Here is a 24,448-nt window from a genome sequence, read left to right as displayed (position 1 = left end):
TAATTCCGAGAAGCGCCGTTTTTCTTGAGAAAAAACGGCCATGACGGTCGAGACTCCCTATACACCTTCAGGAGATTTGCTCTGGCGGATCTGGACCAGGTGCGGGTTGCCGTCGAGGCCGAGGGTCTTGCGGCCGGCGGGTGTGATGTTGAGGGGGGACCAGATGGGCGTGTCGAGGAGGGTGATGGTGGTGCGGCTGACGGCTTCGAGGCCAGCGAGGCGGTTTGAGATCTGTGCGCTGAGTTGGGCGTTGGCGGCTTCTTCGGTTTGGGTGGGAGTGACGGAGATTTCTATGATGTGCTTTTGTGGGACGCCTGGGATGTTTACTCCGGGGGCTTCGGTGTCGGGTGTGATGGTGATGGAGTGGATGAGACCGAGGTCGACGATGTTGCAGGGAAGGACGGGGTCGTAGCAGTCGCGAAGGGCTTGGAGGATGTCGGACTGGGTGAGCATCAGCTTCGATGATAGCGTTCCTGCGGAGTGGCGAAGTGCTAGAGTGGCGGGATGAAGATTGTGAAGAGTGGTGACAGAGGTTGCAGGAAGGGGCCGGGGGATTGGTTTACCGGCGATGTTTGGATCGATGGGATCGTGGAGGCGGCTGCGCCTTCGCGGTTGCAGGCGGCTCGGGTGACGTTCTCTCCGGGGGCGCGGACGGCGTGGCATAGGCATCCGGTGGTGCAGGTGCTGGAGGTGATCTCCGGATTGGGTTGGGTGCAGTTGGAGGGGCAGGCGGCGCAGGCGATTCATCCGGGCGATGTGGTGGTGATCGGGGCGGGGGAGAATCATTGGCATGGGGCGCAGGCTGGGCGGACGATGGTGCACCTGGCGATGCAGCAGGCGGATGATTCGGGGAGTACGGTGGCGTGGGGGGCGAAGGTGACGGATGAGGAGTATGGTGCGGCGGGGTGATGGGTGCTGCGCAAGTGGAATGGGTGCGGCTGGTGGGTTTGAACGGTGTTATGTACGTTTAGAAGGATGATGCTGAGGGTTTCTTAGGAGATGTTGGCGCTTGAAAGAAACGTACCTCAGCGGCTAAAGCCGCGTGCATTCCTCTCTATTTACGGCACGGCTGAAGCCGTGCCCTTAACAAAGCTGGTTCTCTAGTTTTTTCGCTCGACTAGATATTGGGCTAGGGATTTGAGTGGGTCGGCGGCGGAGCCGAAGGGGGCTAACGCGGTGAAGGCGTCGGCGATGAGTTCTTTCGCGTCGTGGAGGGATTGATCGATGCCGAAGACGGCGGGCCAGGTGGCTTTGGTGCTGGCGGTGTCTTTGCCTGCGGTCTTGCCGAGCTCCTCCGAGCTTTGGGTCATGTCGAGGACATCGTCGACGATTTGGAAGGCGAGGCCTGCCTTTTCGCCGAAGGTGCGGAGGCGGGCGGTGGTGTCGGCATAGGGAGCGTAGGCTACGCGGCCTGGCCTGGGTCCGATGAAGTGTTCGTCACGGGGGTAGCTGCTGGTGGAGCGATGACGCAGGCTGAGGCCATAGAGACCGCCGGCAACAATGCTGGTGGTGATGAGGGCGCCAGTCTTGGAGCGGTGGATCGCTTCAACGAGGGCGGCTGTGGGTTGGGTGCCTTCGGCTTCGATGTCCATGACTTGACCGCCGATCATGCCGGGAGGGAGCTTGGTATCGAGGTCGCCAACGCGGCCAACGCCGGTGCCGATGGCGAGGGTGATCTCGCGAAGGATGGCGATTGTGGCCGGGGATGGGATGGGAAGGGCAGCGATGGTTTGGAAGGCGAGGGTCTGAAGGGCGTCGCCGGCGAGGATGGCGGTGGCTTCGCCGAAGACGACGTGACAAGTGGGCTGGCCGCGGCGGAGGTCGTCGTTGTCGAGGGCGGGAAGGTCGTCGTGGATGAGGGAGTAGGTGTGGATCATCTCCAATGCGGCGCCGAGGTCGGCGATTCCCTCGGGATAGGCATCAGTGCAGGCGGCGAGGCGGGCTGCTTCCATACAGAGGATGGGACGGAGACGCTTGCCGCCGGCGAAGGTGCTGTGCCGCATGGCCCGGTGGATGGAGTGCGGGAGGGTGTCGGTTGCGGGCAGGAGGCGTTCGAGGGCGGCATCAGTGAGCTGGGCGCCGGAGAGAAGCAGGTCTTTTACTGTGGGTTGCATCGGGTTCGATGATAAATCAGCTTGAAGGATGTGGGCTTGATGGTGAGGGATTTCGACGGAGGATGAAGAGAAGAACGGCGAGGGAGACGAGGGAGATGGCGTCGCCGAGGGTTTGGTCTGGGGTGCGGGCGTAGGTGATTGCGATGCGGGCTGGGCCTGCGGGGAGGTGGATGGCGATGAGGCCGTCGTCGCGCTGGTCGCGCGTGGCGAGGAGAGACCCGTTGTCGGTGATGTGCCAGGCGGGGTAGTCGCGAAGGTTGAGGATGAGGTCTTCGGGGGTTGGCGGGTTGAGGGTAAGGTGCGTGGGTGCAGGGGCGGGTTGGGTTTCGGTGGGGGCTTTGGCGTTGGGGTCTTCCGAGAGCCAATAGGGTGGGTCGGTTTGGGCGAGGGAGTCGTTGTCGGCGGTGGTGGGGGTGTACTCGTCGGTGGGGTCGGTGCCGCGGTTGGAGTGGAAGAGAGCTTCGCGGGCGGTGGGGGTGTCCTCTTCGTCGCAGGATTGGTGGAAGAGGGCGTAGGCCGGGGAGGTGAGAGCTGCGGCGAGGGCGATGGTGATTGCTGTGCTGATTGTGGGGTTGAGGTTTGTGCGACGGATGGCGAGGGCGACGGCGAGGCTCATGATGGCGGCGAGGATCGCGAGGAGACGCCAGGGGAATTGGAGGAAGGCTAGTTCGGGGGTGTGGTTCCAGAGGATGGAGGTGAGTGGGGTGAGAAGGAGGGCGATGGTTATGGTGAGGATGGCTAGGGATGCGAGGAGTGCGTTGCCGATGTGGACGAGATGCGGGGGGCTCTCCACTTCGCGACGGACGATGATGCTGTCCGTCGCTTCGGTCGAGATGACGATATCGTGCTTTGGTAGAGATGACGGCTGGTGGTTTGTGCCGGCAGGTATTTGTCGTTCCGGGTTGGATGGTTTCTGCGGTGCTGGATTGGGTGTCTGGGATTGTGGTTTGCTGGGTGAACGAAGTTTGGTGATGGAGATGATGAGGGCTGTGAGGGTTGTGGCAAGCAGGATGAGGGCCAGGAGAGATGCGGTGTGGAGGACTTGATCGTGGAGGGTGTCGCCGGTGTGGTGGAAGAGGAAGTTGTCCTGGATGCGCATGTTGGGGATGATGGCCATCGCGATTTGGACGTAGCGGCGTTCGTAAGCGGCGGGGAGGAGATAGAAGGCGGCGAGGGCGAGGCCGAGGGCGGTGCCGGCGATGGTGTTGAGGGTTAGGCTGAGCGGTGTTTGAGATCGGGCGTTACTGGTGGTGGCGAGAGCGATCGCGCTTGCGCGCGATGCCCACATCTCAGAGTCGAGATATGGGGCACCCGGTTTGTGGATGCTGCCGGATGTTTCTGTGACTGCGGTTCGCGCGTGGCGCGAATACCCCATCCTATGCGATGAGACTGCATAGGATGGGGCACCCGGATCTGTATCCGCATCTGGACCCGGACCTGTATCCGGATCTGTACCCAGATCTGTGGCTACTCGGACTAGGGTGAGGAGGGCTAGGGTGTAGCAGCTCATGACGGCGGCGGGGGCGTTGGTGAGCCAGAGGAGCGTTATGGGGATGGCGATTCGAGGGATGGTGACTCGCTGACGCAGGATGGCGTGGAGGAGGAGTGGGATGAAGGCGGTGGCGAGAAGTTCGGCGTAGGCGGTGCGCTCGTAGGCGGTGAAGAGCATGTAGGGGTTCACCGTGTAGAGGACTGCTGCGACGAGTGCGGCGGTGGGTGAGGTGAATTCGCGCGCTAGACGGTGGAGGGCGAGGCCGCTAAGGGTGAGGGCTAGCCAGGTGTAGAGGATTGGCGTTGCAGTGATGGGGAAGAGGAGGGTGAGGATTGCGCCGAGGGTCCAGGAGAGAGGCGGGTAGAAGACGAAGCGGGGTTCGCCGGCGTTATAAGCCGCAGTGTAGGCCCAGTGAGGGTGGAGGTTGCCGTGGGTGAACTGGCGGGCGGCTTCCATCCAGTTGAGGAGATGGAAGTCGAAGTCGTGGCCGCAGGAGCAGCCATTGAGGAGAAGAGGGAGGATGGCGATGCAGGCGGCTAGTGGGATCAGGAGGTAGGGGAGCCGGTCGCGCTGCATGTGTTGAGGGTATCGCAGTGGGGTTGCGATGGCTCTCAACTACTTGTCCTGCCGGACTGTTAATTGCTTGTCCTGCCGGACGGGCCCACTTCGCGTGGGGCGGTCACTTCGTGACTTGTGTACCCCTTCGGTTGGTCCTCCCGTTGGTCGGAGGGAGAGGTGGTTAGTGGGCACCTTCGGGGGCTTTGCCTGGTTTTACTTTTTTGAAGAACCAGACGATGCCTACACAGAAAAAGCAGAGCAAAGAGAGCCAACGAAAGACGTCGACAAAGGCCCATGCGGAGGCTTGGCGCTGGAGCTGCTGATAGAGCTGGGCCTGGGCAGGGTTTGCGGCATTGGATGTGCCAAAGGAGCCGGTTAGAGCTTGCGTCATGCTGCCGAGGGCGTTCTGGAATTGCTGGCCGGTGCGGGGGACGGAGTTGATGATCTCGTTCTGGTGGACGGCGGAGCGGCGGGTGAGCAGGGTGGAGGCGATGGAGATGCCGATGGATCCGCCGACGTTGCGCATGAGATTGAAGAGGCCGCTGGCGTTGCCGATCTGCTCCTGCTGAAGAGTGCCATAGGCGGCCGTGCTGATAGGGACGAAGATGAAGCTGAGACCGAAGCCGGTGATGAGGATGGGGAGGAGGAGTGTGGTGGGGGAGATGTCGAGCGTGACGTTGCCGAAGTAGAGGGTGGTGAGGCCGAAGGTGAAGAAACCGAAGGTGAGAAGGTATCGGGGGTCCATTTTATTGGAGAGATAGCCGATGACGGGCATGCCCATGACGGCTCCGATGCCTCGGGGAGCGACGACCAGGCCGGCGGTGAAGGCGGTATAGCCGAGAAGCTCCTGATAGAAGAGCGGCAGGACGGTGACGGTGGAGTAGATGCCGATGCCGAACATGAAGATGAGGATGCAGCCAAGGAGGAAGTTTCGGTCTTTGAGGACCTTGAGGTCGACGATGGTGTCTTTGTCGCGCCAGCAGTGCCAGCAGAAGTAGACAAAGGAGGTGACGAGGAAGAGGACGGCCCAGCGGATCCAGATGGCGCCGAACCAGTCGTCTTCCTGGCCCTTGTCGAGCACGACCTGGAGGCAGCCGGTCCAGACGACCAGGGCAGCGAAGCCGTAGCGGTCAAAGGCGGGAACCCGGGCTTTGCTGATGTAGGGCGGGTCTTTAATGAAGCGGGTGATCATGAGAATGGCGAGGATGCCGATGGGGATGTTGATGTAGAAGGCGTAGCGCCAGGAGTAGGTGTCGGTGAGCCAGCCGCCGAGGGTGGGGCCGAGGACGGGAGCGACGACGACACCGAAGGCGAAGACGGCCATGGCGGCTCCGCGCTTGGCAGGCGGGAAGGATTCGAGGAGGATGGCCTGGGAGAGTGGTTGGAGCGCGCCGCCGCCTGCTCCCTGGACGACGCGGGCAAGCAGCATGATGCCGAGGGTAGGGGCGGCTCCGCAGGCGAAGCTGGCTACGGTGAAGATGACGATGCAGGTGAGAAGAAATCGTTTGCGGCCGAATTTGAGCGAAAACCAATTGCTTGCGGGGAGGACGATGGCGTTGGCGACGAGGTAGCTGGTGAGGACCCAGGTGGCTTCGTCGTTCGAGGCAGAGAGGGAGCCGGCGATGTAGGGAAGTGCGACCGAGGCGATGGCGGTGTCGAGCACCTCCATGAAGGTGGCGAGCATGACGGAGGCGGCGATCAGCCAGGGGTTGACGCCCTGCGTGACGGAGGCGGATTGATCGGGTGGTGCGGTCGCAGCCGAGGCCATGGTCTTCCGATGCATTCTCTCTGGTGGAGTGATTGTCTCCTAGATAGAGGCGAGAAAGAAGCTAATGGATGCATTTGAGGCCAGGCTGGTGCGGTTAGCGACGCAAAAAGGCGGCAGGCCCGTTGGATGGAGCCTGCCGCGCTTGGTTGGTTGTGGTTTCCGGCGATCGTGCTGCCGGGTCGGTGTCGATGGGTCTTAGGAGGGGTTGCGGCCGCTCGGGCCCATCGACTGGGAGACTGTACGGAAAGATCCGCCCTGGAGCCTGCGGGTAGAGGGCGCGTGGCGGAGCGGGGGGACCTGAACGGAGTCGAGGCTCTTGGGAAGGTGGGTGGACCAGCTGTAGCTGGTGGAAGAGATATTGGTGGAGTTGATGTCTTCGGTGGCGTTGCAACCGGAGAGGAGTCCGGCGAGGAGGCCAGCCAGGCCCAGGGAGGCGACTTTCAGGAGACGACGTGCGGTACGGCGGGCAGAAGGGGTAGGCATGAGCAACGCTCCAAGTGATACAGAATTGAGGGAAGCGTATCCGGGGGCATCAAGGGCGACAATGACACCTTCGGTGTACCGGAGGTTTGAGGCGGCGTGAGATTTTTGGCAAACCGCGTGTTTGATTTATCGGCGGTAGGGAGGGGCTGAAGAGGGGTGTGGCGGATTTATTTTGCCTGGCCAGGCGCCTTTATATCGTAGAAGGGGGAGAGCTAACTCTATCTAAGGAAAAAGGTAAGGGTGTCGCAATCAGGAGGTGACCCGGTGCATCAGAATACTTGACAATAAGTGACTCAAGGTGAGATCCTTGGGATGTCAAACAATATAGATGGGCTGTGCGCCCGGAATGGGGATGTGGGATGGCGAAGATTATTGGAATTGATCTGGGAACGACGAACTCGTGCGTTGCGGTTATGGAAGGCGGCGAGCCGAAGGTGATCCCGAACGAAGAGGGCGGCCGGACAACTCCGTCTGTGGTTGCGTTTACTAAGAGCGGGGAGCGGCTTGTGGGCCAGGTGGCCAAGCGCCAGGCGATTACGAACCCGGAGAACACGATCTATTCGATCAAGAGGTTTATGGGCCGTCGCCTGAATGAAGTTGGCGATGAGCTGAAGATGGTGCCGTACAAGGTGGTGGCGAAGGGCGACAACATCGTTGTGGTGGCGCAGGGTAAGGAGTACACCCCGCCTGAGATCTCGGCGATGATTCTGCAGAAGTTGAAGAAGGCTGCGGAGGACTATCTCGGCACGTCGGTGACGGAGGCTGTGATTACGGTTCCGGCTTACTTCAACGATGCGCAGCGGCAGGCGACGAAGGATGCGGGCAAGATTGCCGGCCTTGATGTGAAGCGCATTGTGAATGAGCCGACTGCGGCTGCGCTGGCGTATGGGCTGGATAAGAAGAAGGACGAGACGATTGCCGTGTATGACTTCGGCGGCGGTACGTTCGATATCTCGATCCTTGAGGTTGGCGAAGGCGTGATTGAGGTGAAGTCGACCAACGGCGATACGCACCTAGGCGGCGACAATCTTGACCAGCGCATTGTGGATTGGCTGATTGCGGAGTTCAAGTCGGAGACTGGGCTTGACCTGCACTCGAAGGGCAACGAGATGGCGTTGCAGCGGCTGAAGGATGCTGCGGAGCGCGCGAAGATCGAGTTGTCGACGGCGCAGGAGACGGAGATCAATCTGCCGTTTATTACGGCGGATGCGAGTGGTCCGAAGCACCTGGTGCGGAAGCTGACTCGTGCGAAGCTTGAGAGCCTTGTGGATGATCTGCTGCAGCGGTCGATTGGGCCGTCGAAGCAGGCGATGAAGGATGCCGGCGTGGATGCGAGCCAGATCGATGAGGTGGTTCTCGTCGGTGGCCAAACTCGTATGCCTAAGATTCAGCAGCTGGTGAAGGACCTGTTTGGCAAGGAGCCGCATAAGGGTGTGAACCCGGATGAAGTTGTGGCAATTGGCGCGGCGGTTCAGGCTGGTGTGCTGGCCGGCGAGGTGAAGGACCTGTTGCTGCTCGATGTGACTCCGCTGACGTTGTCGATTGAGACGATGGGCGGCGTGGCGACGGCGATGATCAACCGGAATACGACGATTCCGACGAAGAAGACGGAGACGTTCTCGACAGCGGCTGACTCGCAGACTGAGGTTGAGGTGCATGTGCTGCAGGGGGAACGGCCGATGGCGTCGCAGAACCGGACGCTGGGCAAGTTCAAGCTGGCTGGAATTCCTCCGGCTCCGCGTGGCGTGCCGCAGATCGAGGTTACGTTCGACATCGACGCCAACGGCATTCTGAATGTGACGGCGAAGGACAATGCGACGGGCAAGGATCAGAAGATTACGATTACGAGTTCGTCGGGCCTGAGCAAGGAAGAGGTTGAGCGGATGGCGAAGGATGCCGAAGCTCATGCCGCGGAAGATAAAGAGCAGCGCGATGCAGTTGAGGCTCGGAATGGGCTTGATTCGCTGGTCTACAACATCGAGAAGATGTTGAAGGATGCCGGCGATAAGGTTCAGGCATCAGATAAGAGTGAGGTTGAAACTGCGCTGGCTGAGGCGAAGACGACTCTGGCGGGAACGCCGAGTGCGACAGAGCTGAATGCTGCGAAGGATCGTCTTACTACAGTAAGCCACAAGCTGGCTGAGGCGATGTACAAGGCCTCTGCGGCTTCAACGCCGACCGATGGTGCGACAGGCGCGACCGAAGCTCATGAAGAACCGAAGAAGGATGAAGGCGTCATTGATGCTGAGTACGTCGACGTCGATGAAAAGAAATAAGTGTAATCCGTAACGCTGGTTTGATCGTATGAAAAGAAGGGGGCGTTCCTGCCGGGGTGCCCCTTCTTTTTACCGGTTTGGGATGCGGTGGTTGGCGTGTAGAGTGCGTCTATCACCAGAAAGGTGTGTAGCGGTGACCAGAAAGAAGAGAGAAGATCAGTACGCTGGAATGTTTTGGATGGAGAACCTGGAACTCAATCGATTGCTTGGAGGGAAGACCATGACCGAGACGATGTGGAAGTGCGACCAGGTTCGAGCAGGCCGGCTGTACAACCGGATGATGTTCGACACCAAGGAAGAAGCAGTTCAGTTTATGCAGCGCATGCAGCAGATGGAGCCGGATCAGATGTTTTCGATCGAGGCGATTGAGGCGCGGCAGGTTTGGAACTGATGCTTAGATGGAGCGTGTTCGAACAAACTCGAAACGCTTTTTGAAACGCAGGATGGGCGCTTCAAAGAATCGATACGAAAGAGAAGCAATCAGGACAGTGAGGACGAAGGCAAGCGCTAATTCCATTGCGTTGGCCGTCGTCCTTGCTGTTTGAGGGTTGATGAATCTGGGTCGGAGAGCGCGGCCGGCGACTTCGATCATCATCCAGTGAAAGACGTAGAGTCCGAAGGAGATCTTTCCGAGGTAGACAAGTGGTTTGAGTTTGCCGAGGCGGGATTCCCCGAGGAAGCTAAAGAAGAGAAGAATGCAGCCGATGTTGGCGCAGAGATAGCCGGGAGCGATGAGATGGAAGGCGCCAGCGGCAAGGCTCTCTTTGATCTGAAAGATATGTTGGGCAAGTACGAGAGTCGACAACCCGGCGAGGAAGAGAACGATTCGTAGGAAGGGATGGAGGTTTGGAGCGCGGCCACGCAGGGCCAGGGCAAGTATGGCTCCGGTGCTGAAGAACTGGAACTGAACAAAGCTGTTGACCCAGATGGAAGTAGTGACATCTGCGCCGATGTGGCAGAGCCAGGCGAGGGCGATGTAGGCGATGAAGAACATCGCGATGGAGAAGATGATGGAGCCGGAGCGGTGGAGGTATTTACGGACTGAGGGCCAGAGGATGTAGAACTGCTCTTCGACTGGAATGCTCCAGAGAGGCGTGGACATGGTGAAAGTGAAGCCGTGATGGGCAACATACCAGTTTCCGGCGATGAGAAGAAACGCCACGAGGCGCGAGGTCGAGAAGACTCCGGGATGCAGACGGTGCGGAAAGAGATAGTCGGCTATGAGGACCGTGAGGTAGAGAGGCCAGATGCGCAGGCCGCGACGGATGTAGAAGGCTTTGAGGTGAATGGCGCCGGACTGTTTTTTTTCGCGCTCCAGGAGTTCGGTGATGAGGTAGGAGCTAAGGAGAAAGAAGAGGCAGACGCCGAGTGCACCGGAGATGCGAAGGGAGCTTAAGAGGCCGTCAGGGACGTCGAGGCCGTGAAAGAGGAAGACGAGAAGAAAGGCGAGGAAGCGTAGGACGTCGAGCTCGGGGCGATAAAAACCAACGCTTGAAGCAGCCAAAAAATGTTCTCGGAGCCCGGGTAGGGCAAGGAAATGCAAATCTTCGGCAGAATAGCATGTGTTTAGGCGGATACAAAGGTGATTGCCTGGAGGGCATCTGATGGTGAATTGGGAGGCAGTTCAGGCGGTGGCAACGGCTGCGCTTGTGATTACGAGTGCTGGAGCCATCTCTTACGCCGGGTTGCAGCTGCGGCATGAGCGGGATTACCGGGCGGTGGAGAATCTTGAGAAGCAGCTGAGTTTTTTTCTGTCAGAGAGGTTTGTGGCGGTGAGGCGGAGGCTTGCGGAGTCTCGGCTGGACGAGAAGGGATTGAAGCCGTGGACGGTGGAGGAGCCTCCGGTGAGCGCGTTCGAGGTGCTGGATTTTTATGAGCATCTTTCGCTGCTGGTGAAGAAGGGCCACCTGGATGTTTACGATGTCTGGCACACGTTCTACGAATGGGCTCAGCCGGTTTATGTGGACATGCAGCTGTTGATTGAGAGTGAAGAGAGTGCTTACACGGAACACTATCGAGATTTGCAGCGGATGATGCGGCAGATGGATGAGATCCAGATGGACCGGATGCAGACGCAGAAGGGAGAGCACTGGGCGCTGTGGACTCCGGAGCGGATTGTTGAGCACTATCAGTATGAGTTGAATTCGAGTGGGCGGCCGCGGCGTATTCGGCGGCGATATCAGACGCAGGTGACTGCGACGAGGTTGAGAGACGATGCCTGAGGGAAATGAGATTCATCGTTGGGCCGAGAGACACGCGGCTGCGTTTGCAGGGAAGATGGTTCGGGTGGATGGGCCGCAGGGGCGGTTTGTCGATGCGGGGATGATCGATGGGAAGAAGCTGCGGCGCGTGCTGGCTGTGGGGAAGCACCTGGGGTATGACTTTGGGAAGGACTTGATTCTGCATGTGCACCTTGGGCTGCAGGGGGACTTTACGGAGGGATCGGGGCCGCTGCCGGATGTGCGTGGTGCGCTGCGGTTGCGGATGTGGAATGAGGCGGCGGTGAAGAAGCCTGCGGTACCGGGAGTGAGTAAGCGGCATGCGTGGTACTCGGATGACGACGGGACTGGCCATATTGAGGCTGCAAAGGTGGCCTGGGTGGAGCTGCGAGGTCCGATGGACTGCTCGATCTACTCGCAGGAGAAGTGGGATGCTCTGCTGGAGCGGCTGGGGCCGGATCCGCTGAATGGGGATGGGCCGGAGAAGATGATTGCGAGGGTTGCGAAGAGTAAGAAGACGATTGGGGAGTTGTTGATGGACCAGTCGGTGGCGGCTGGAATTGGGAATATCTATCGCGCGGAGTTGTTGTTTCGGGCGAGGCTGAGTCCGTTTACGCCGGGGAAGGAGGTAGAGGAGAGCACGCTGCGGTCGATATGGAAGGAGGCGGGCGTGTTGATGAAGGCGGGGATGATTGACCGGAGGATTGTGACGACCAAGCCGAAGGATCGGCCGCATAAGAGTGGGCCAGTGCTGAAGGAAGAGGCGCATTATGTGTATCGGCGGCAGGGACGGCCCTGCTGGATCAGCGGGACGAAGATTTTGACGAAGGTAATGGCCGGGCGGAACTTGTTCTGGTGTCCGGTATGCCAGGCGGGGCCGGATTCGCAGGCTCAGTGAGGTTTAGAGATGCGCGTGAGGCGCATTGGTAAGAGAATGGAAGAAAGATTATGGCGACGACACAGACGAAGGACTACTACGGCACGCTGGGCATAAAGAAGACGGCGACGGCAGATGAGATTCGCAAGGCTTTTCGGAAGGCTGCTCGGAAGTATCACCCGGACGTGAATCCGAATGACAAAAAAGCTGAGGAGAAGTTCAAGGAGATCTCCGAGGCGAACGATGTTTTGAGTGATGAGAAGAAGAGGAAGATCTACGACCAGTTTGGGTTCTACTCGGACAATATCGACCCGGCTGCGGCGGAGGCTGCTGCTCGTGGCGGCCATGGCGGAGGCGCGTCTTCTTCTGGTGGGTATGGTGGGGCGCAGCGTGGACCGCGTGGTGGGCAGGAGGTTCCGTTCGACTTTGGCGGTTTCGATTTTTCGGACTTTCAGAGTGGGCGAGCGGCGCAGCAGCAGGAGCCGGGCGGTGGGTTTAGCGGGAGCTTCAAGGACATCTTCAGCGGGATGTTCAACGGCGGAAAACAGGCTTCGCGCGGGCCGCAGCCTGGGACTGATCTTGAGTACCAGGTGAGCGTGGACTTCTGGACGGCGGTGCGCGGCGGCGTGGCGCGGCTGGAGATTCAGCGGCAGGAGGTCTGCCCGACGTGCAAGGGGAAGTCGACGACGGGCGGGAGCGTGGAGTGCTCGGAGTGCCATGGGTCGGGGCAGGTGACGCAGATGGGCGGCCGGATGAAGTTCAACATTCAATGCCCTCGGTGCGGCGGGTTGGGGAAGGTGCAGAACTCCTGCCCGACGTGCGATGGCGAGGGCGTGGTGACGAAGCGGGAGCCGCTGGAGTTTCGCATCAAGGCGGGGACGCGCGATGGGCAGAGGATTCGGCTGGCGGGGAAGGGCAATGCCGGGATCAACGGTGGGGCTGCCGGAGATCTGTTTTTGATCATCAAGGCGGGGACGCATCCGGTATTTACGCGGAGTGCGGATGACATATATGTAACTGTTCCGGTTACGATGACGGAGGCAGCGCTGGGAGCGAAGATTGACGTGCCAACGATCGATTCTCATGAGAGTGGAGCGCGGACGCAGTTGAAGATTCCGCCGGGTACGCAGACGGGGCAGAAGCTGCGGTTGCGGGAGAAGGGCGTGCCTTCGGCCTCGCGGGAAGGAGTGCGCGGGGATGAGATTGTTGAGGTGAAGATCGTGGTGCCGAAGGTGCAGGATGAGCGGAGCAAGGAGATTCTGCGGGAGCTGGCGAAGTTGAATCCGGAGGATCCTCGCGAAGATTTGTTTGCGAAGGCGTAAAAACAACTTCGCCGTGGAGCCGGGCCATTGCCGGGCCATTCACTGAGAAATATTCAGACGTACATGGTTTGTTTGCACTGATTCTGGTGCAGCGTGATGAAATCTCTTTAGTTCGGAGGTGATTCCATGTGGCTTCTGGCGAAGGCGCTGATGTTTCCCGGTCTCCTGTTCTCCATGGTGATGGCCTGTGCGGGGTGGGTGCAGGCGCAGAGTGGATTGCGATCGCGGCTGAGGTGATTGTTGGCCGCATGCTGGTGAAAAACGGCGAGCGGCAGGCGGCACTGGAACACTACAGGACGGACCGCACCTATCATCTGGAGTACGACGGAACCGGCGGGAGGCACCACGCGGAGATGGTGGTGCGGGCGGAGTATGTGGCTCCGGGGCGGAAGTACTTCACGGTGCTGTCGGAGTCAGGCTCGAAGGTGTTGTGTAAGGAGGTGTTGCACAGACTGGTGGAGAGAGAAGAGCAGACGGCTGCAAAGATGGATTGGCAGCGGTCGCTGTTTTCGACCGACACCTATAACGTGGAGTTGGTGGGGCAGGAGCAACTGGCTGGCGTGAACACGTGGGTGCTGAAGGTGGAACCGAAGGTCTCGAGCAAGGTGGCCTACCGGGGGAAGGTGTGAGTGAGCATGGATGACTTTGCCATGGTGCGCGTAATGGGGGAGCCGGTGAAGAGTCCTTCCTGGATGATTGACTGCGCAGCGTTCGACTCGTGGTACATGCGGCGGGGGGATGTTTGGGTTCCTGCGAAGAATGTTTCGACGACGCATGTACGGATTGGCGGCGAGGCGAAGGTGACGATCGACTACGGGAAGTATGACGTGCTGGCGGCGAGGCGGGTGGGAACTGCGGATGAGCAGGGGATGGGACGAGTTCGAGGTGCGACGCTGGCGGCTGGTCTTTTGCGGTAGGCAGGTGCGCGAATAACTTCGATGTTGATCTTGAGGATGGCATCCCAGAGGTTGTTTGACGATCGTGTGCCCTGAGGAGCTAGACTTCGATAAAGGATTTGATCGGGGCTGGGACTTCAGGGGTTGGGACTATGGCGACAAAGCGGAAGACCAAGGGCGCGTACATGATCTCGTCGGTGGCGGAGATGTACGAGATTCATCCGCAGACGCTGCGGCTGTATGAGCGGGAGGGGTTGCTGCGACCGTCGCGGAGTGAAGGAAATACGCGGTTGTATACCGATGAAGATCTGGAGCGGCTGGAGTTTATTTTGAACCTGGCGCGGGATCTGGGGGTGAACATCGCGGGGATCGCAATTGTGCTGCAGATGCGGGAGCGGATGGAGGAGATGAACCGGCAGATGCAGGGGTTCGTCGACTATGTGCGGACGGAGATGCTGACGCGGATGCAGCAACAGCAGGTGCCTGGGACTGGGCTGGTTCCTATGCGACGGCAGGTGGTGGTGACGGGGCGGAAGGATAAGAAGAGTAGCTGAGGGGGGTTCAGAAGCCGGTCCTGCCGGACGGGCCCACTGCGCGTGGGGCGGTCACTTCGTGACTTGTATACCCGCTTCGCGTGGCGCTCCCGCTGGTCGCGAAGGAAGATGATTCCGACCAACGGGAGGACCGGGCGAAGCTGAAAAAGGCGTGCGAACGCCCGCCCTCCGCGTAGGAGGCCCGTCCGGCAGGACAGATTCTTAGCCTAGTGTTGCAGGGGGCCTAGGCGAACCAGGACGCCGCCGGGGTTGATGCGGTAGCGCTCGCCGCGGTAGATGATCTCTCGTCCAAAGTAGCTGGCGGCCCAGCTGTAGAAGCCGAGGAGATCGCACAGGGGATAGAGCCAGAAGAATTTTAGAGCGAGCTTGTCGCGCATGATGACGAAGCCGATGAGGAGGGCCTGAAGCCAGCGATTTGCGAGCGCGGCAAAGAGGAGCCAGAGGCCGAGGGTGGGGCGTCCGATGGCGAGGGCGGAGAGAAGGCCGAGGATGCCGAAGGGCATGGCGTAGGTGAGGCCGGTGCCAAGGTGTCCGGCGGGGCGGGTGCCGCGAGTATTTTTCATCCAGCTGATCTGATGGTGCAATCCGGAGAGGACGCTTCCGTAGTTGATGCAGTGATCGACGATGGCTGTGGAGAGGATTACTTTGTAGCCCTTCTCTGCGATGCGGTTGCCGAGCCAGAAGTCGTCGGCGAGCAGATCTCCCATGTCTTTGAGGCCACCTATCTCGTCGATCAGGGGCTTTCGGGTGAGGAGCGTGGGCCCGAGTCCGAACTTGATGTCTTCGAGTAGATTTGCGGTGAGGACGCCGCTGGAGAACTCGACGGTCTGGGTGAGCGCGGTGAGCAGGGAGGTGCTTCGTCCGGGTTTGCCGCGGAAGGTGCAGGTGACTAGTCCGACGGCAGGGTTGGCGAGAGGTTGCAGGATGTCGTGCAGGTAGGAGGGGCTGACGCGGACGTCGCTGTCGGAGAAGAGGATGATCTCGTGCGTGGCTGCTTCGACCAAGAGCGCCATGGAGAAGGTCTTGGGGTTCTGCCAGAGCGGTTCGCCTGAGGCGATGAAACGCGCAGCGATGGATGGAAATCGGCTGGCTACCTCCTGAGCGCAGAGGATTCCGGGGTCGGAGAGGGACCTTGCGCAGAAGATGATTTCGAAGTCGGGATGGGTGAGCCGGAAGAAGCTCTCGAGGTTTTGCTCGAGTCCCATTTCCTTGCCGTGCAGAGGCTTAAGGATGCTTACCGGAGGGGCGTAGCTGCCTTGATCATTGCGGCGGGAGCGGAACTTCAGGCCGCCTATGATGGCCAGAAGGAAAGATACTCCGGAGGTCAGGGTGCCGAGTATGCCTAGGATGAGGGCGACTCGAGCGATCAGGAGCAGGGTGGAAAACATGACTGCTGTAAGGATATCGACTCGGGTGCTGTTGTGCCACTGCGGGGGATTCGGGGTGCGTGGTGTTGGGAGGTTTTGTCAGAGGAACAATTATCGATTGGAGAGGATGAATTTGCCGCCCTCTGCCCCGAGGAGATGAACGGGGGCGAAGCGTGCGAGGTCGGCGGCGCGTTGTTTGCTGAAGGTGAGCAGGAAGATGCGCTGGGGTCCGGTCCAGGCCTGGCGGAGTCCGTCGTCGGTGCCGAAGATGGGGGGAGCGTCAGGCCAGAAAGAGCCGTACCAAGGACCGTAGATGCGCCCGTTGACGAGGCCTGCCTGTTGGCCGGTGTAGAAAAGGAGAGAGGAGCCGGAGGAGAGCCAGCCGTCGATGATGACGCGGTCGCCGGGTCGGAGTTGCTGTTTGACGGTGAGGGCGAGATTCTTCGATCCGAGGACGGGATAGAAGCGGACGAGGCCCTCGTGGGCGGCGAGGAGGGTGATGGTCATGGCGGCGGCCAGCACGAGATTTGCGGCGTAGGTGAAGGAGCGGCGGCGCAGGAGATAGCTGCCAATTCCGACGCCGAGCATGCTGAGGGCAACGGCGGTGAGGGGGCCGCGGAAGAGTCCCATGGCGTCTCCGGTGAGGTCGAAGAGGTGGCCCAGGGAGAGGTTGTAGAAGTCGGGGTTGGAGTTGAGGAGAGATGCGAGGTCGGTGCCGGGGGCGGGGTGGGGTGCCGTGAGGGCGAAGTATCCGCAGACGATGGCGAGGGTGGTGGAGAGGGGGAGGAGGAGGCAGAGGTGCCAGCGGAGGGCGCTGCTGGCTGCTTCTAGTTTGGTGGAGGTGCGACTTTGAGTCTGGTCGGCTTGAGCGAGGAGGCCGCCGCCCATAAGGCATAGAGCGGGGATTGCGGGGATGGAGTAGTACTCCTGGCGGCTGGAGAGGGAGAAGAAGCCCATGACGAGGAGGCTCCAGAGAAGGAGAGAGAGCGATGCTTCGTGCTCGCGTGCGCGAGTGAGGGTGTTTGTGGCGATGCGGTGGCGGAGAGTTCGGATGTGGGCGGCGATCGCTCCGGGGAGGAAGACGGTCCAGGGCATGATCCAGATGGCGAGATAGATCCAGAAGACGAGGACGGGGGTTTGGCCGTAGTCGTGGGGGATGCGTTTGGAGAGGAAACGGGCGATGTGCTCGTTGTAAAGATAGAACCAGGCCCAGCCCGCTTTGGCTGGGAGACCGAGGCCTGGGGTCATAGAGATGGCTGGGTTTCGGAGGGCGGCGAGGATGTGCCAGGGGGCGGCTATGGTCAGGAAGACCAGGGTGCCGGGGATGAGGTGGAGTCTCAGGAGGAGGTGGAGTTGTCTGGTGATGGCGAGGTAGAGGAGGACGAAGGCTATGGGGAAGACCACGCCTATGAGTCCTTTGGTCAGGACGTTTAGGGCCATGACTGCGGCGAAGGCAAGGCATGGGAGGAGAGCGGAGGAGCTTACGTTCCCACCCTTCGCAAAGTGCGCGAAGGATGGGGCACCCGGGCTTTCGTGGGTGGGGGAGGAGAGCGGATCGCTTACGCGATTGCTCATCTTAGCGGCGATAAGACTGCCGCGAAGATGGGGCACCCGGTTTTGTGACTCGATCTCAGATGTCCGGTTTTGTGGTGATTCGTGGATGTGGTCGAGGGCTATGAGGAAGAGGTGGACGGCGAGGGTCATCCAGAGAGCGATGAGGATGTCCGGGATGTAGAAGCGGGTGTAGAGGTAGGGGCCGATGCTGGTGGCCAGGGCGATGGCTGCGTAGAAACCTCCGCGATCGGGCTTGCAGGATGGAGTGACGGTTGCGAAGAGGCGAATGCCGAGGGCGTAGACGGCTAGAAGAAGCGCGAGGACGGCGAGAGCGAGGGGGAGGCGCGCGGCCCAGTCGTGGATGCCGAAGAGGCGCATGGAGCCGGCGGCCATCCAGTACATGAGGGGAGGCTTGTCGAAGAAGCGTATGCCGTCGATGTAGGGGGTAACGTAGTCGTGGCGTTGGAGCATCTCGCGGGCGATCTCGATGTAGATGGAGTCGACGTCGTCGAGGAGACCGGGGGTGAAGAGGCCGCCGATCTGGAGGATGAGCCAGAGAAAGAAGATGACAGCGAGAGAGGCGGGATTCCAAAGGCGGCGCGATGTGGCGTTTTGTGGAGAGGTCTCGTGCACTGGGGTTTCTTCGTCGAGTTTTAGCTGGTTCTGCATGTTCGGTTTATGGCTTTGCCAGATAACCCGGTGATGCGGTCGATCTGCGAGTTGGGAGTTGTCTCGTTGATTCGACTCAGGGAGTTCTGCTTGGATAGTCCAGGGGACGGTCGGTAAAGAGGGCTTTGCCGGAGCTTTCGAAGAGAAGGACTTTGTGGTTGCCGAGGAGTTGGTCGACGGTGTCGCGTTTCTCCAGGGGGACGAAGAGGAGTTTGCGTTCGCCTTTGCCCCAGATCGTCAGGAGATCTTCCGAAGTGAGGAAGACGGGAGGCGCGTCGGGGAAGGTGCCGCCGAAGAGCATGGAGGAGGCGCGGCCGTTGACGAGATAAACCTGACGGCCTAGGTAGAAGGTGATCGAGGAGCCGTAGGACTGATCGCCAAAGAGGATGACTTTGTTTTCACGGGAGATGGAATGGTCGGCTTCGAGCTGCTGGATGGTGTCGGCGAAGCTCTTGGAAGAGAGCATGGGGGCGAAGCGGGCGAAGGCGATGTGGGCTGCGATGAAGAAGGCCGTTGCGGTGAGGGCTACGGCTACGCTTGCGGCGAGGTGACGGCGTTGGGAGCGCAGAAACCAGGCGATGGCGGGGCCGATGAGGAAGGCGATGGCGGCTAGTGTTGCGGGAAGACGCAGGGCGGCGAAGCTGGGGCCGGTGAGATCGAAGATGCCGGACATGGAGAGGGTGTAGTCGCCTACACCGCGATGGGCGAGGAGATCGCCGATGTCCGGAACAATGGGAAGGTGGCGGGAGGTCCAGAGGCCGTAGAGGAGTGTGATGGCGATGGCGACGCCGAGGACGGTGAATGTGGCGTGGCCGACGGTGATCCAGCGGCGGGAGCCGGAGTCGGTGGAGTAGGTCTGCTCGGCGTGCGCGAGGGCGACGGCGAGGAGAAGGATCATGGAGAGGTAGGCGGGGAAGGTGTAGTACTCCTGGTTGGTGGAGAGAGAGAAGAAGACCAGGACGAGTGACGCGAAGATGCTGAGAAGGAGCGTGCTGCGCTGGGCGAGGGTGTTGACGCGAAGCAACGGAGTGCCGGACGGGGAGTTCGACTGGCGACGGCGAAGACCATGGAGCAGGAAGAGGATGAGCGCCAGGAAGAGCGTGAAGATGTAGGGAATCTTGAAGGCGTTTTGCAGGATGAGACCAACTACGACGACGGCGTAGGGCTGCCAGTAGAAGGTTCTTGTTTCGTCGACTGGCGCGGGATTCGAAGCTCGGTAGCGCTGGAAGGCGAGGTAGGCCTGGCGGCAGAGGGTTCCGCAGAAGAGCGACCAGGGGAAGAGCCAGACGAGATGAAGGCTCCAGAAGAGATAGCCGGGGAGTTTGTTGTAGTCCTTGGGGTAGCGGCGGCCGAGGAAGCGGAGGACGTGCTCGTTGATGAAGTAGAACCAGAAGAAGCCGTGGCCGTTCATGCCTCCGGTGTTGCGCAGGCCGGCGAGGATGTGCCAGGGAGCCGCGATGACGAGGAAGAGCAGGATGCCGGTGAAGGGTTTGAGACTGCGCCAGTTTTTGTATTCGCCGCTGAGAGCAAGATAGACGATGGCTGCGCCGAAGAAAAAGACGAGAGCCACGAGGCCCTTGGTGAGGACGGCGAGAGCGAGCGCCGTCCACATGGTGTAAGCATAGACAGCTGGGGAGAACGATGCGCGGGTGTCTGTACTCTGCTGGGTTGTGGTTGCGTTGAGGGATCGTAGGAGGCAGGAGAGAGCTATGGCGAGGAAGAGGGAGAGCAGGACCTCGGGAATGTAGTAGCGGGTAAAGAGGAAGACGCCGACGGTGGTGAGGGTTGCGAGGCCGGTGTAGAAGGCGGCGCGGGCGTTGAAGGCTCGATAGGCCCAGTAGTACCCGAGCAACGCCAGGAGAAGAACACCGATGGCCTGAGGGAGATGCGCGGCAAAGCTGTTGAAGCCGAAGAGGCGAAAGCTGAGTGCTCCCAGCCAGTAGGGGAGCGGCGCCTTTTCGAGGTAGCGAATGCCGTTGACGCGCAGGGTGACGAGGTCGCCGGAGAGGGCCATGTGACGGGCGGCGCTGGCATGGGTGGCGTCGGCGTCGTCGAGCAGCGGGGGAGTAAAGAGGGCTGCGAAGAAGATGATGAGCCAGAGTCCGGTGAGAACGAGGAGAGCTGTGGAGCGGCGGGGCGTGCAGGAGTCGAGGGACGCCTTCGTGCCAGCGGATGCTTCAAGTAAGGTTTCTTTGATCATGATTTGGGCGCTCTCTAAGCATAAATGGGGGAGAGGGCATGTTGTTGGTGTCGGCGGGCGGGATTTAGGGAATCGGCTGCGGGATGTAATCTGCTGGAGGTGGGATTTTGCTCCCTGAGGTGATTCCAGAATCATGCCTACGTTTGCCGCGATCGATATATCACTGCAAAGCATGAATAACGTTCTCGCAGGCTGAATTATTAGGTTCTCATCTACTAGCAGCAATCTGATAGGTGCTACTAGTAGAGAACATGTTTTTTGGAGCTATGAGGATATGAGCTTTGCCGAAGTAACCTCTGAACTAAAGGGTTTATATAAAGATCAATTGGGTTACCCTCATCCGCGCGTGACGGGGTTGAGTGAAGCGGACGTCCAACGTTGGGGCGATTCTCTTGGCGCGTCCCGATCCACGCTATACGATCAGATAGCACTCTATCTAGCGCGCGGTTTTCACGCTTCCGAGTTGACGTTTGCATTCTGTGATGCAGTTATCAACGATTTGTTCGGTGTGATTACATCCGCTGACGAGCATCGCCCAGACCTCTTCTGGGAGGTGTACCTCGCTTTTGATGAAGGAGAGTACTACCACGGTAACAATCGCGACGAGGACCCCATGGAGGTCTATACCCGACCAATGATCGCTCGTATAGTCAGTGGCATTTCTTCAAACTGAGACGCTACCGCAGTCTCAACGTCTTTGTTTTTCACACTACCTTGAACATGTATCTTGCTAAACATAGGGTTTTGCTCGGTGATCTCCGTGCAAGCCCGGTTGATTTTACCTGGAGTAACTAGCCTCATGGCCACTTTTGCCGCCGTAGATATTGGATCGAACTCTTGCCGCTTGAAGATTGCTACGGTTCAGATGCACCGGTTGAAGACTCTGCACGAGGACCGCGAGGTGACGCGGCTGGGGGAGAGTGTGTTTCAGACGGGAGTGATCTCGCCTGAAGCGATGGCGTCGACGATTCGGGCGCTGAAGCGGTTCCACAAGGCGGTGCAGCTGCATGTGGTGGATAAGGTTCGTGTGGTGGCGACGAGCGCGATGCGGGACGCGCGGAATGCCGCGGCGTTTACGGAGTGGGTGAAGGCGACGACGGGATGGAACGTCGAGGTGATCTCAGGGCTCGAGGAAGGGCGGCTGATTCATCTGGGGGTGGTGACGCATGAGGTTGGGGCACGGGGGCGGTGTCTGTTGATCGACTTGGGCGGCGGGAGTTGCGAGGTAACGCTGTCGGATGGGGGGCGGAACAAGTCGATGGTGAGTATGCCGCTGGGCGCGGTGCGGCTGCAGGAGGAGTTTCTGCGGACCGATCCTCCGTCGAAGGAGGATGTAGCGCGGTTGAAGCAGTTTATCGACCGCGAGTTGAAGCGGGCGGAGAAGAAGCTGGGAACGCCGAGGGTGGGGCTGGTGATTGCGACGTCGGGGACGGCGTCGGCGCTGGCGGAGGCGAGTGGGCATGTTCGTAAAGGCAGACTCGTGAAGAAGACGCTGGCCAAGAAGCGGTTGGAGCGCGTGGGTGCACTGACTGCGGATACTCCCGATGTGCGAAGGCTGGCGGATCGGCTGGCGAAGATGAACAACGCCGAGCGGGAGGCGGTTCCGGGGATTGGGCCGCGAAGGTCGGAGATCATTATTGGCGGGTCGCTGGTGTATGCGAGCCTGCTGGAGAAGATGGGGCTGAAGGGCTTTCGCTATTCGCCGCTGGGCTTGCGGGATGGGATGTTGGCGCAGATGCTGGCGGAGGTGGATCTGCGGACCTCAGTGCACCAGAAGATCGAGAGCGAGCGATGGGCTGGTGTGCTGGAGGTCTGTGAGAGATATGGAATCGAGCAGCGGCAGGTGGAGCCGGTGAGACAGCATGTGGTGGAGTTGTTCGATGCCCTGGCGCGGGTGCATGAGCTGCCGGAGGAGTACAGGCTGTGGCTTGAGGCGGCGGCGATGATGCAGGATGTGGGCAAGTTTATGAACCACCAGGGACACTACCGGCATACGCAGTACATCATTGCGAACTCGGAGATCTTCGGATTTTCGCCGGAGCAGCGCATGATCGTGAGCGCTGTTGCCCGGTACATGGGGAAGAGCCGGCCTGATGCGCTGGACCGGCCGATGCGGTGGATTCCTGTGGAAGAGCACATGAATGTAACGCGGGCCGTGGTTCTGCTGCGGCTGGCGGTGGCGCTGAATCAGGATCGGGCGAGTGCCGTGCTCCAGATGAAGACGCATGTGTACCCAAAGCGGGTGCTGCTGGAGCTGGTGCCAGGTCGCGGTGGGGCGGAGCTGGAGGCGTGGTCGCTGAAGAAAGAGGCGGCTTACTTCCGCGAGGTCTTTCGGCGGGAGCTCTTCGTCGAGGTGGCGTAGAGGGCGCGGACGGTGCGGGGGTCCAGCAGGGCCTGCAGGGTCGCTGGGCCTCGGGTGAGGACGACGCGGGCGATGGAGCCTTTGCGCAGCCGGATCTTGGCTTCGGGGCTGGATGCGGGCACCAGAAGCGATCCCAGGAAGGTAGTGAGATTGGGATTATGACCGACGACGAGGATGTTTTCGTGGCTGGCGAAGTCGCGCAGGAGCTTCTGGAAGTCTTTGACGGTGGCGGCGGGGGCGAGTGATTCCGATTGCAGGATCGGGGCCTCGTAGCCGGTTTCGGTGCCGATCAGTGTGGCGGTCTGGAGGCTGCGCTTGAGTGGGCTTGAGACGATGAGGTCGAACTGGATGTTCAATGCGTTGAGCACGTAGGCGAGCTGTAGGCTGTGCTTCTTACCCTCTTTGTCGAGGGGGCGTTTTAAGTCGAGGAGGGGGTTTTTTCGACGAAGACCGGCGCTGGCGTGGCGAAGAATGTACAAATTCATAATCTATTCACATTTTACCGCAGGGTTGTTTCTGCATCATGGCCGGGCTGTGAACTTGTGGTGAGATCGCGGACTATTGCGCTGGTTTGGTTGGATCGTGATGGAAGACTCCTGGGTCTGGCTCATCGAGTGAGGGGGAGGGTGGTTCGGGATTTGGGATTGGGTCTGGGATTGGGGCTGGGGTTTGGGCAAGGGGTTGCGATGGCTGCGGTGTTTCGTGGGTGGGGATGGGGGTATGGGTTGTGATGGGGTGATTGGGATGCAGCGGGTCGATGGGATTTATCTTGCCTACGACTGGAAGGATCGGCAGGGGAGAGGGGCGGAAGATCGGGTTCTGGAGGGCGAGCGAGGTTTCAGCTCCGCGCTGCCAGAAACGGGTGAAGAGGTAGAGGAAGAGTCCGAGCTGAGCGAGCACGACGGTGGGCCAGACTCGCGGCTGGGCGAGCATGTGCATGGAGGTGCGGGCGGTGACGATGACGGCGGCTGCTCCGAGGAGGGTGAGGAAGAGGAAGACCGGCCAGGCTTGAGAGAAGTGGGCGCGGAGGGTTCTCCAGGCGGGGCCGAGAGCGCGACGCATGCGGCGGTCCGGTTTGCCGTTGTGGCGCAGGTGTTGACCTAGCTGGACTGTGTAGACCTCGACGAGATCGAAGTAGAGGCGGAGGATGGAGGCGACGAGGAAGATAAGAATGTAACCGATTAAGGTCGCGAAGAAGGCGTGACGTCCAACAGCGTGCTTGTCCACGTGTTCGGCCCACTTGCCCTGAAGAAATACGAGAGGGCCGAGGATGAGCGCAGAGATCAGGATTGTGAGGAGGGTGATGCGGGCGAATCTCCAGAAGTGGAGCAGGCCCTGGTGGAGGAGAGTGCTGAGGCGGGCAGGAGTTTTGGTCTGGTAGCAGAAGAGCGTTCCTGGGACCAGCAGAAAATAGACTAGCAGGTAAAGGGGGATGGACGATAAGGAGCCGGTAGCGCCGGCGGAAGGGCCGTCTTGCAGGCGGAGTACAACTTCAGCTCCGGCACCGAGGTCGAAGCCGCTTGTGAGTTTTTGAGCGGCGAGGGAGTGATCCATGATTGAGCTGAACTGACTATGAAGGCGGACTGTGAAGATCAGTGCGAGAGCAAGGTTGAAAGCGTAGGCCCAGAGAACCGCGGGGAATCGGCGCAGCGTGAGGAAGAGCCCGTGAAGAAAGATGTTGCGACGTTCGATCATTTAGAGAACTCCTGATTTATGAGTGCGGGGCCTTCAGTTTTA

22 protein-coding genes are annotated in these 24,448 nt (G+C 60.1%); 11 read left to right on the top strand and 11 right to left on the bottom strand.

Annotated elements, in window-relative coordinates:
• Nucleotides 1-57: 57 nt before the first annotated feature.
• Nucleotides 58-453 (bottom strand): metal-sulfur cluster assembly factor, encoded by a 396-nt coding sequence (locus HDF08_RS12960; RefSeq protein WP_179639106.1) that lies wholly within the window; start codon nucleotides 451-453, stop codon nucleotides 58-60.
• Between the two features lie 51 nt (nucleotides 454-504).
• Between HDF08_RS12960 and HDF08_RS12955 the strand changes: the two genes are divergently transcribed.
• A complete protein-coding gene (locus HDF08_RS12955) occupies nucleotides 505-909 on the top strand; it encodes a (R)-mandelonitrile lyase (RefSeq protein ID WP_179639105.1) in 405 nt (134 codons plus the stop codon).
• A 191-nt stretch (nucleotides 910-1,100) separates the two neighbouring features.
• Here HDF08_RS12955 and HDF08_RS12950 read toward each other — a convergent pair whose 3' ends face one another.
• The 4 genes from HDF08_RS12950 to HDF08_RS12935 form a co-directional block, all read right to left on the bottom strand.
• Complete coding sequence (locus HDF08_RS12950; protein WP_179639104.1) at nucleotides 1,101-2,114, bottom strand: polyprenyl synthetase family protein; 1,014 nt, start codon at nucleotides 2,112-2,114, stop codon at nucleotides 1,101-1,103.
• 16 nt (nucleotides 2,115-2,130) lie between these two features.
• A complete protein-coding gene (locus HDF08_RS12945) occupies nucleotides 2,131-4,221 on the bottom strand; it encodes a 6-pyruvoyl-tetrahydropterin synthase-related protein (RefSeq protein ID WP_179639103.1) in 2,091 nt (696 codons plus the stop codon).
• 124 nt (nucleotides 4,222-4,345) lie between these two features.
• Nucleotides 4,346-5,947, bottom strand: coding sequence for a DHA2 family efflux MFS transporter permease subunit (locus HDF08_RS12940; RefSeq protein ID WP_179639102.1), 1,602 nt, complete (start codon nucleotides 5,945-5,947; stop codon nucleotides 4,346-4,348).
• A gap of 180 nt (nucleotides 5,948-6,127) precedes the next feature.
• Complete coding sequence (locus HDF08_RS12935) at nucleotides 6,128-6,415, bottom strand: hypothetical protein (protein ID WP_179639101.1); 288 nt, start codon at nucleotides 6,413-6,415, stop codon at nucleotides 6,128-6,130.
• A gap of 359 nt (nucleotides 6,416-6,774) precedes the next feature.
• Here HDF08_RS12935 and dnaK point away from each other — a divergent pair, with 359 nt between their 5' ends.
• Together dnaK and HDF08_RS12925 are read left to right on the top strand one after the other, a co-directional pair.
• The gene (gene dnaK, locus HDF08_RS12930; protein ID WP_179639100.1) at nucleotides 6,775-8,691 is read left to right on the top strand and encodes a molecular chaperone DnaK; all 1,917 of its coding nucleotides are present in this window, start codon (nucleotides 6,775-6,777) and stop codon (nucleotides 8,689-8,691) included.
• 220 nt (nucleotides 8,692-8,911) lie between these two features.
• Nucleotides 8,912-9,082, top strand: coding sequence for a hypothetical protein (locus tag HDF08_RS12925; RefSeq protein ID WP_179639099.1), 171 nt, complete (start codon nucleotides 8,912-8,914; stop codon nucleotides 9,080-9,082).
• Between the two features lie 3 nt (nucleotides 9,083-9,085).
• Here HDF08_RS12925 and HDF08_RS12920 read toward each other — a convergent pair whose 3' ends face one another.
• Nucleotides 9,086-10,195, bottom strand: coding sequence for an acyltransferase family protein (locus tag HDF08_RS12920; RefSeq protein WP_179639098.1), 1,110 nt, complete (start codon nucleotides 10,193-10,195; stop codon nucleotides 9,086-9,088).
• 100 nt (nucleotides 10,196-10,295) lie between these two features.
• On the opposite strand from HDF08_RS12920, the gene HDF08_RS12915 reads away from it, so the two are divergent.
• The 6 genes from HDF08_RS12915 to HDF08_RS12890 all read left to right on the top strand — a co-directional run bounded on the left by HDF08_RS12915 (nucleotide 10,296) and on the right by HDF08_RS12890 (nucleotide 14,559).
• A complete protein-coding gene (locus tag HDF08_RS12915) occupies nucleotides 10,296-10,913 on the top strand; it encodes a hypothetical protein (protein ID WP_257031113.1) in 618 nt (205 codons plus the stop codon).
• A complete protein-coding gene (locus tag HDF08_RS12910; RefSeq protein ID WP_179639097.1) occupies nucleotides 10,906-11,808 on the top strand; it encodes an Fpg/Nei family DNA glycosylase in 903 nt (300 codons plus the stop codon). Before HDF08_RS12915 ends, HDF08_RS12910 begins: the two co-directional genes overlap by 8 nt.
• 50 nt (nucleotides 11,809-11,858) lie before the next feature.
• Complete coding sequence (locus tag HDF08_RS12905) at nucleotides 11,859-13,109, top strand: DnaJ C-terminal domain-containing protein (RefSeq protein ID WP_179639096.1); 1,251 nt, start codon at nucleotides 11,859-11,861, stop codon at nucleotides 13,107-13,109.
• Between the two features lie 128 nt (nucleotides 13,110-13,237).
• A complete protein-coding gene (locus tag HDF08_RS12900) occupies nucleotides 13,238-13,738 on the top strand; it encodes a hypothetical protein (RefSeq protein WP_179639095.1) in 501 nt (166 codons plus the stop codon).
• A gap of 6 nt (nucleotides 13,739-13,744) precedes the next feature.
• Entirely contained in the window at nucleotides 13,745-14,026 is a 282-nt protein-coding gene (locus tag HDF08_RS12895; protein WP_179639094.1) for a hypothetical protein, read from the top strand.
• A 131-nt stretch (nucleotides 14,027-14,157) separates the two neighbouring features.
• The gene (locus HDF08_RS12890) at nucleotides 14,158-14,559 is read left to right on the top strand and encodes a MerR family transcriptional regulator (protein WP_179639093.1); all 402 of its coding nucleotides are present in this window, start codon (nucleotides 14,158-14,160) and stop codon (nucleotides 14,557-14,559) included.
• Between the two features lie 206 nt (nucleotides 14,560-14,765).
• On the opposite strand, the gene HDF08_RS12885 is transcribed toward HDF08_RS12890, so the two are convergent.
• The 3 genes from HDF08_RS12885 to HDF08_RS12875 all read right to left on the bottom strand — a co-directional run bounded on the left by HDF08_RS12885 (nucleotide 14,766) and on the right by HDF08_RS12875 (nucleotide 20,349).
• Entirely contained in the window at nucleotides 14,766-15,947 is a 1,182-nt protein-coding gene (locus tag HDF08_RS12885) for a glycosyltransferase (protein WP_179639092.1), read from the bottom strand.
• 90 nt (nucleotides 15,948-16,037) lie between these two features.
• Complete coding sequence (locus HDF08_RS21720) at nucleotides 16,038-18,149, bottom strand: ArnT family glycosyltransferase (protein ID WP_373563184.1); 2,112 nt, start codon at nucleotides 18,147-18,149, stop codon at nucleotides 16,038-16,040.
• Nucleotides 18,150-18,225: 76 nt separating this feature from the next.
• Nucleotides 18,226-20,349: an ArnT family glycosyltransferase gene (locus HDF08_RS12875; RefSeq protein WP_179639091.1), complete on the bottom strand. Its 2,124-nt coding sequence runs from the start codon at nucleotides 20,347-20,349 to the stop codon at nucleotides 18,226-18,228.
• Between the two features lie 274 nt (nucleotides 20,350-20,623).
• On the opposite strand from HDF08_RS12875, the gene HDF08_RS12870 reads away from it, so the two are divergent.
• Both HDF08_RS12870 and HDF08_RS12865 read left to right on the top strand, forming a co-directional pair.
• Entirely contained in the window at nucleotides 20,624-21,022 is a 399-nt protein-coding gene (locus HDF08_RS12870) for a hypothetical protein (RefSeq protein ID WP_179639090.1), read from the top strand.
• 126 nt (nucleotides 21,023-21,148) lie between these two features.
• Nucleotides 21,149-22,711 (top strand): Ppx/GppA phosphatase family protein, encoded by a 1,563-nt coding sequence (locus HDF08_RS12865; RefSeq protein ID WP_179639089.1) that lies wholly within the window; start codon nucleotides 21,149-21,151, stop codon nucleotides 22,709-22,711.
• Here the strand turns inward: HDF08_RS12865 and HDF08_RS12860 are convergent.
• Together HDF08_RS12860 and HDF08_RS12855 are read right to left on the bottom strand one after the other, a co-directional pair.
• Entirely contained in the window at nucleotides 22,663-23,196 is a 534-nt protein-coding gene (locus HDF08_RS12860; protein ID WP_179639088.1) for a SixA phosphatase family protein, read from the bottom strand. The genes HDF08_RS12865 and HDF08_RS12860 overlap by 49 nt on opposite strands.
• Nucleotides 23,197-23,269: 73 nt before the next feature.
• Nucleotides 23,270-24,406, bottom strand: a complete 1,137-nt coding sequence (locus HDF08_RS12855) for a hypothetical protein (protein WP_179639087.1) — start codon at nucleotides 24,404-24,406, stop codon at nucleotides 23,270-23,272.
• Nucleotides 24,407-24,448: the final 42 nt, after the last annotated feature.

The sequence above is a fragment of the Tunturiibacter empetritectus genome (assembly GCF_013410875.1).
Classification (GTDB): domain Bacteria; phylum Acidobacteriota; class Terriglobia; order Terriglobales; family Acidobacteriaceae; genus Edaphobacter; species Edaphobacter empetritectus.
The sequence above is the reverse complement of the archived record's forward strand: the minus strand, read 5'-3'. Positions and strand labels throughout refer to the sequence as shown.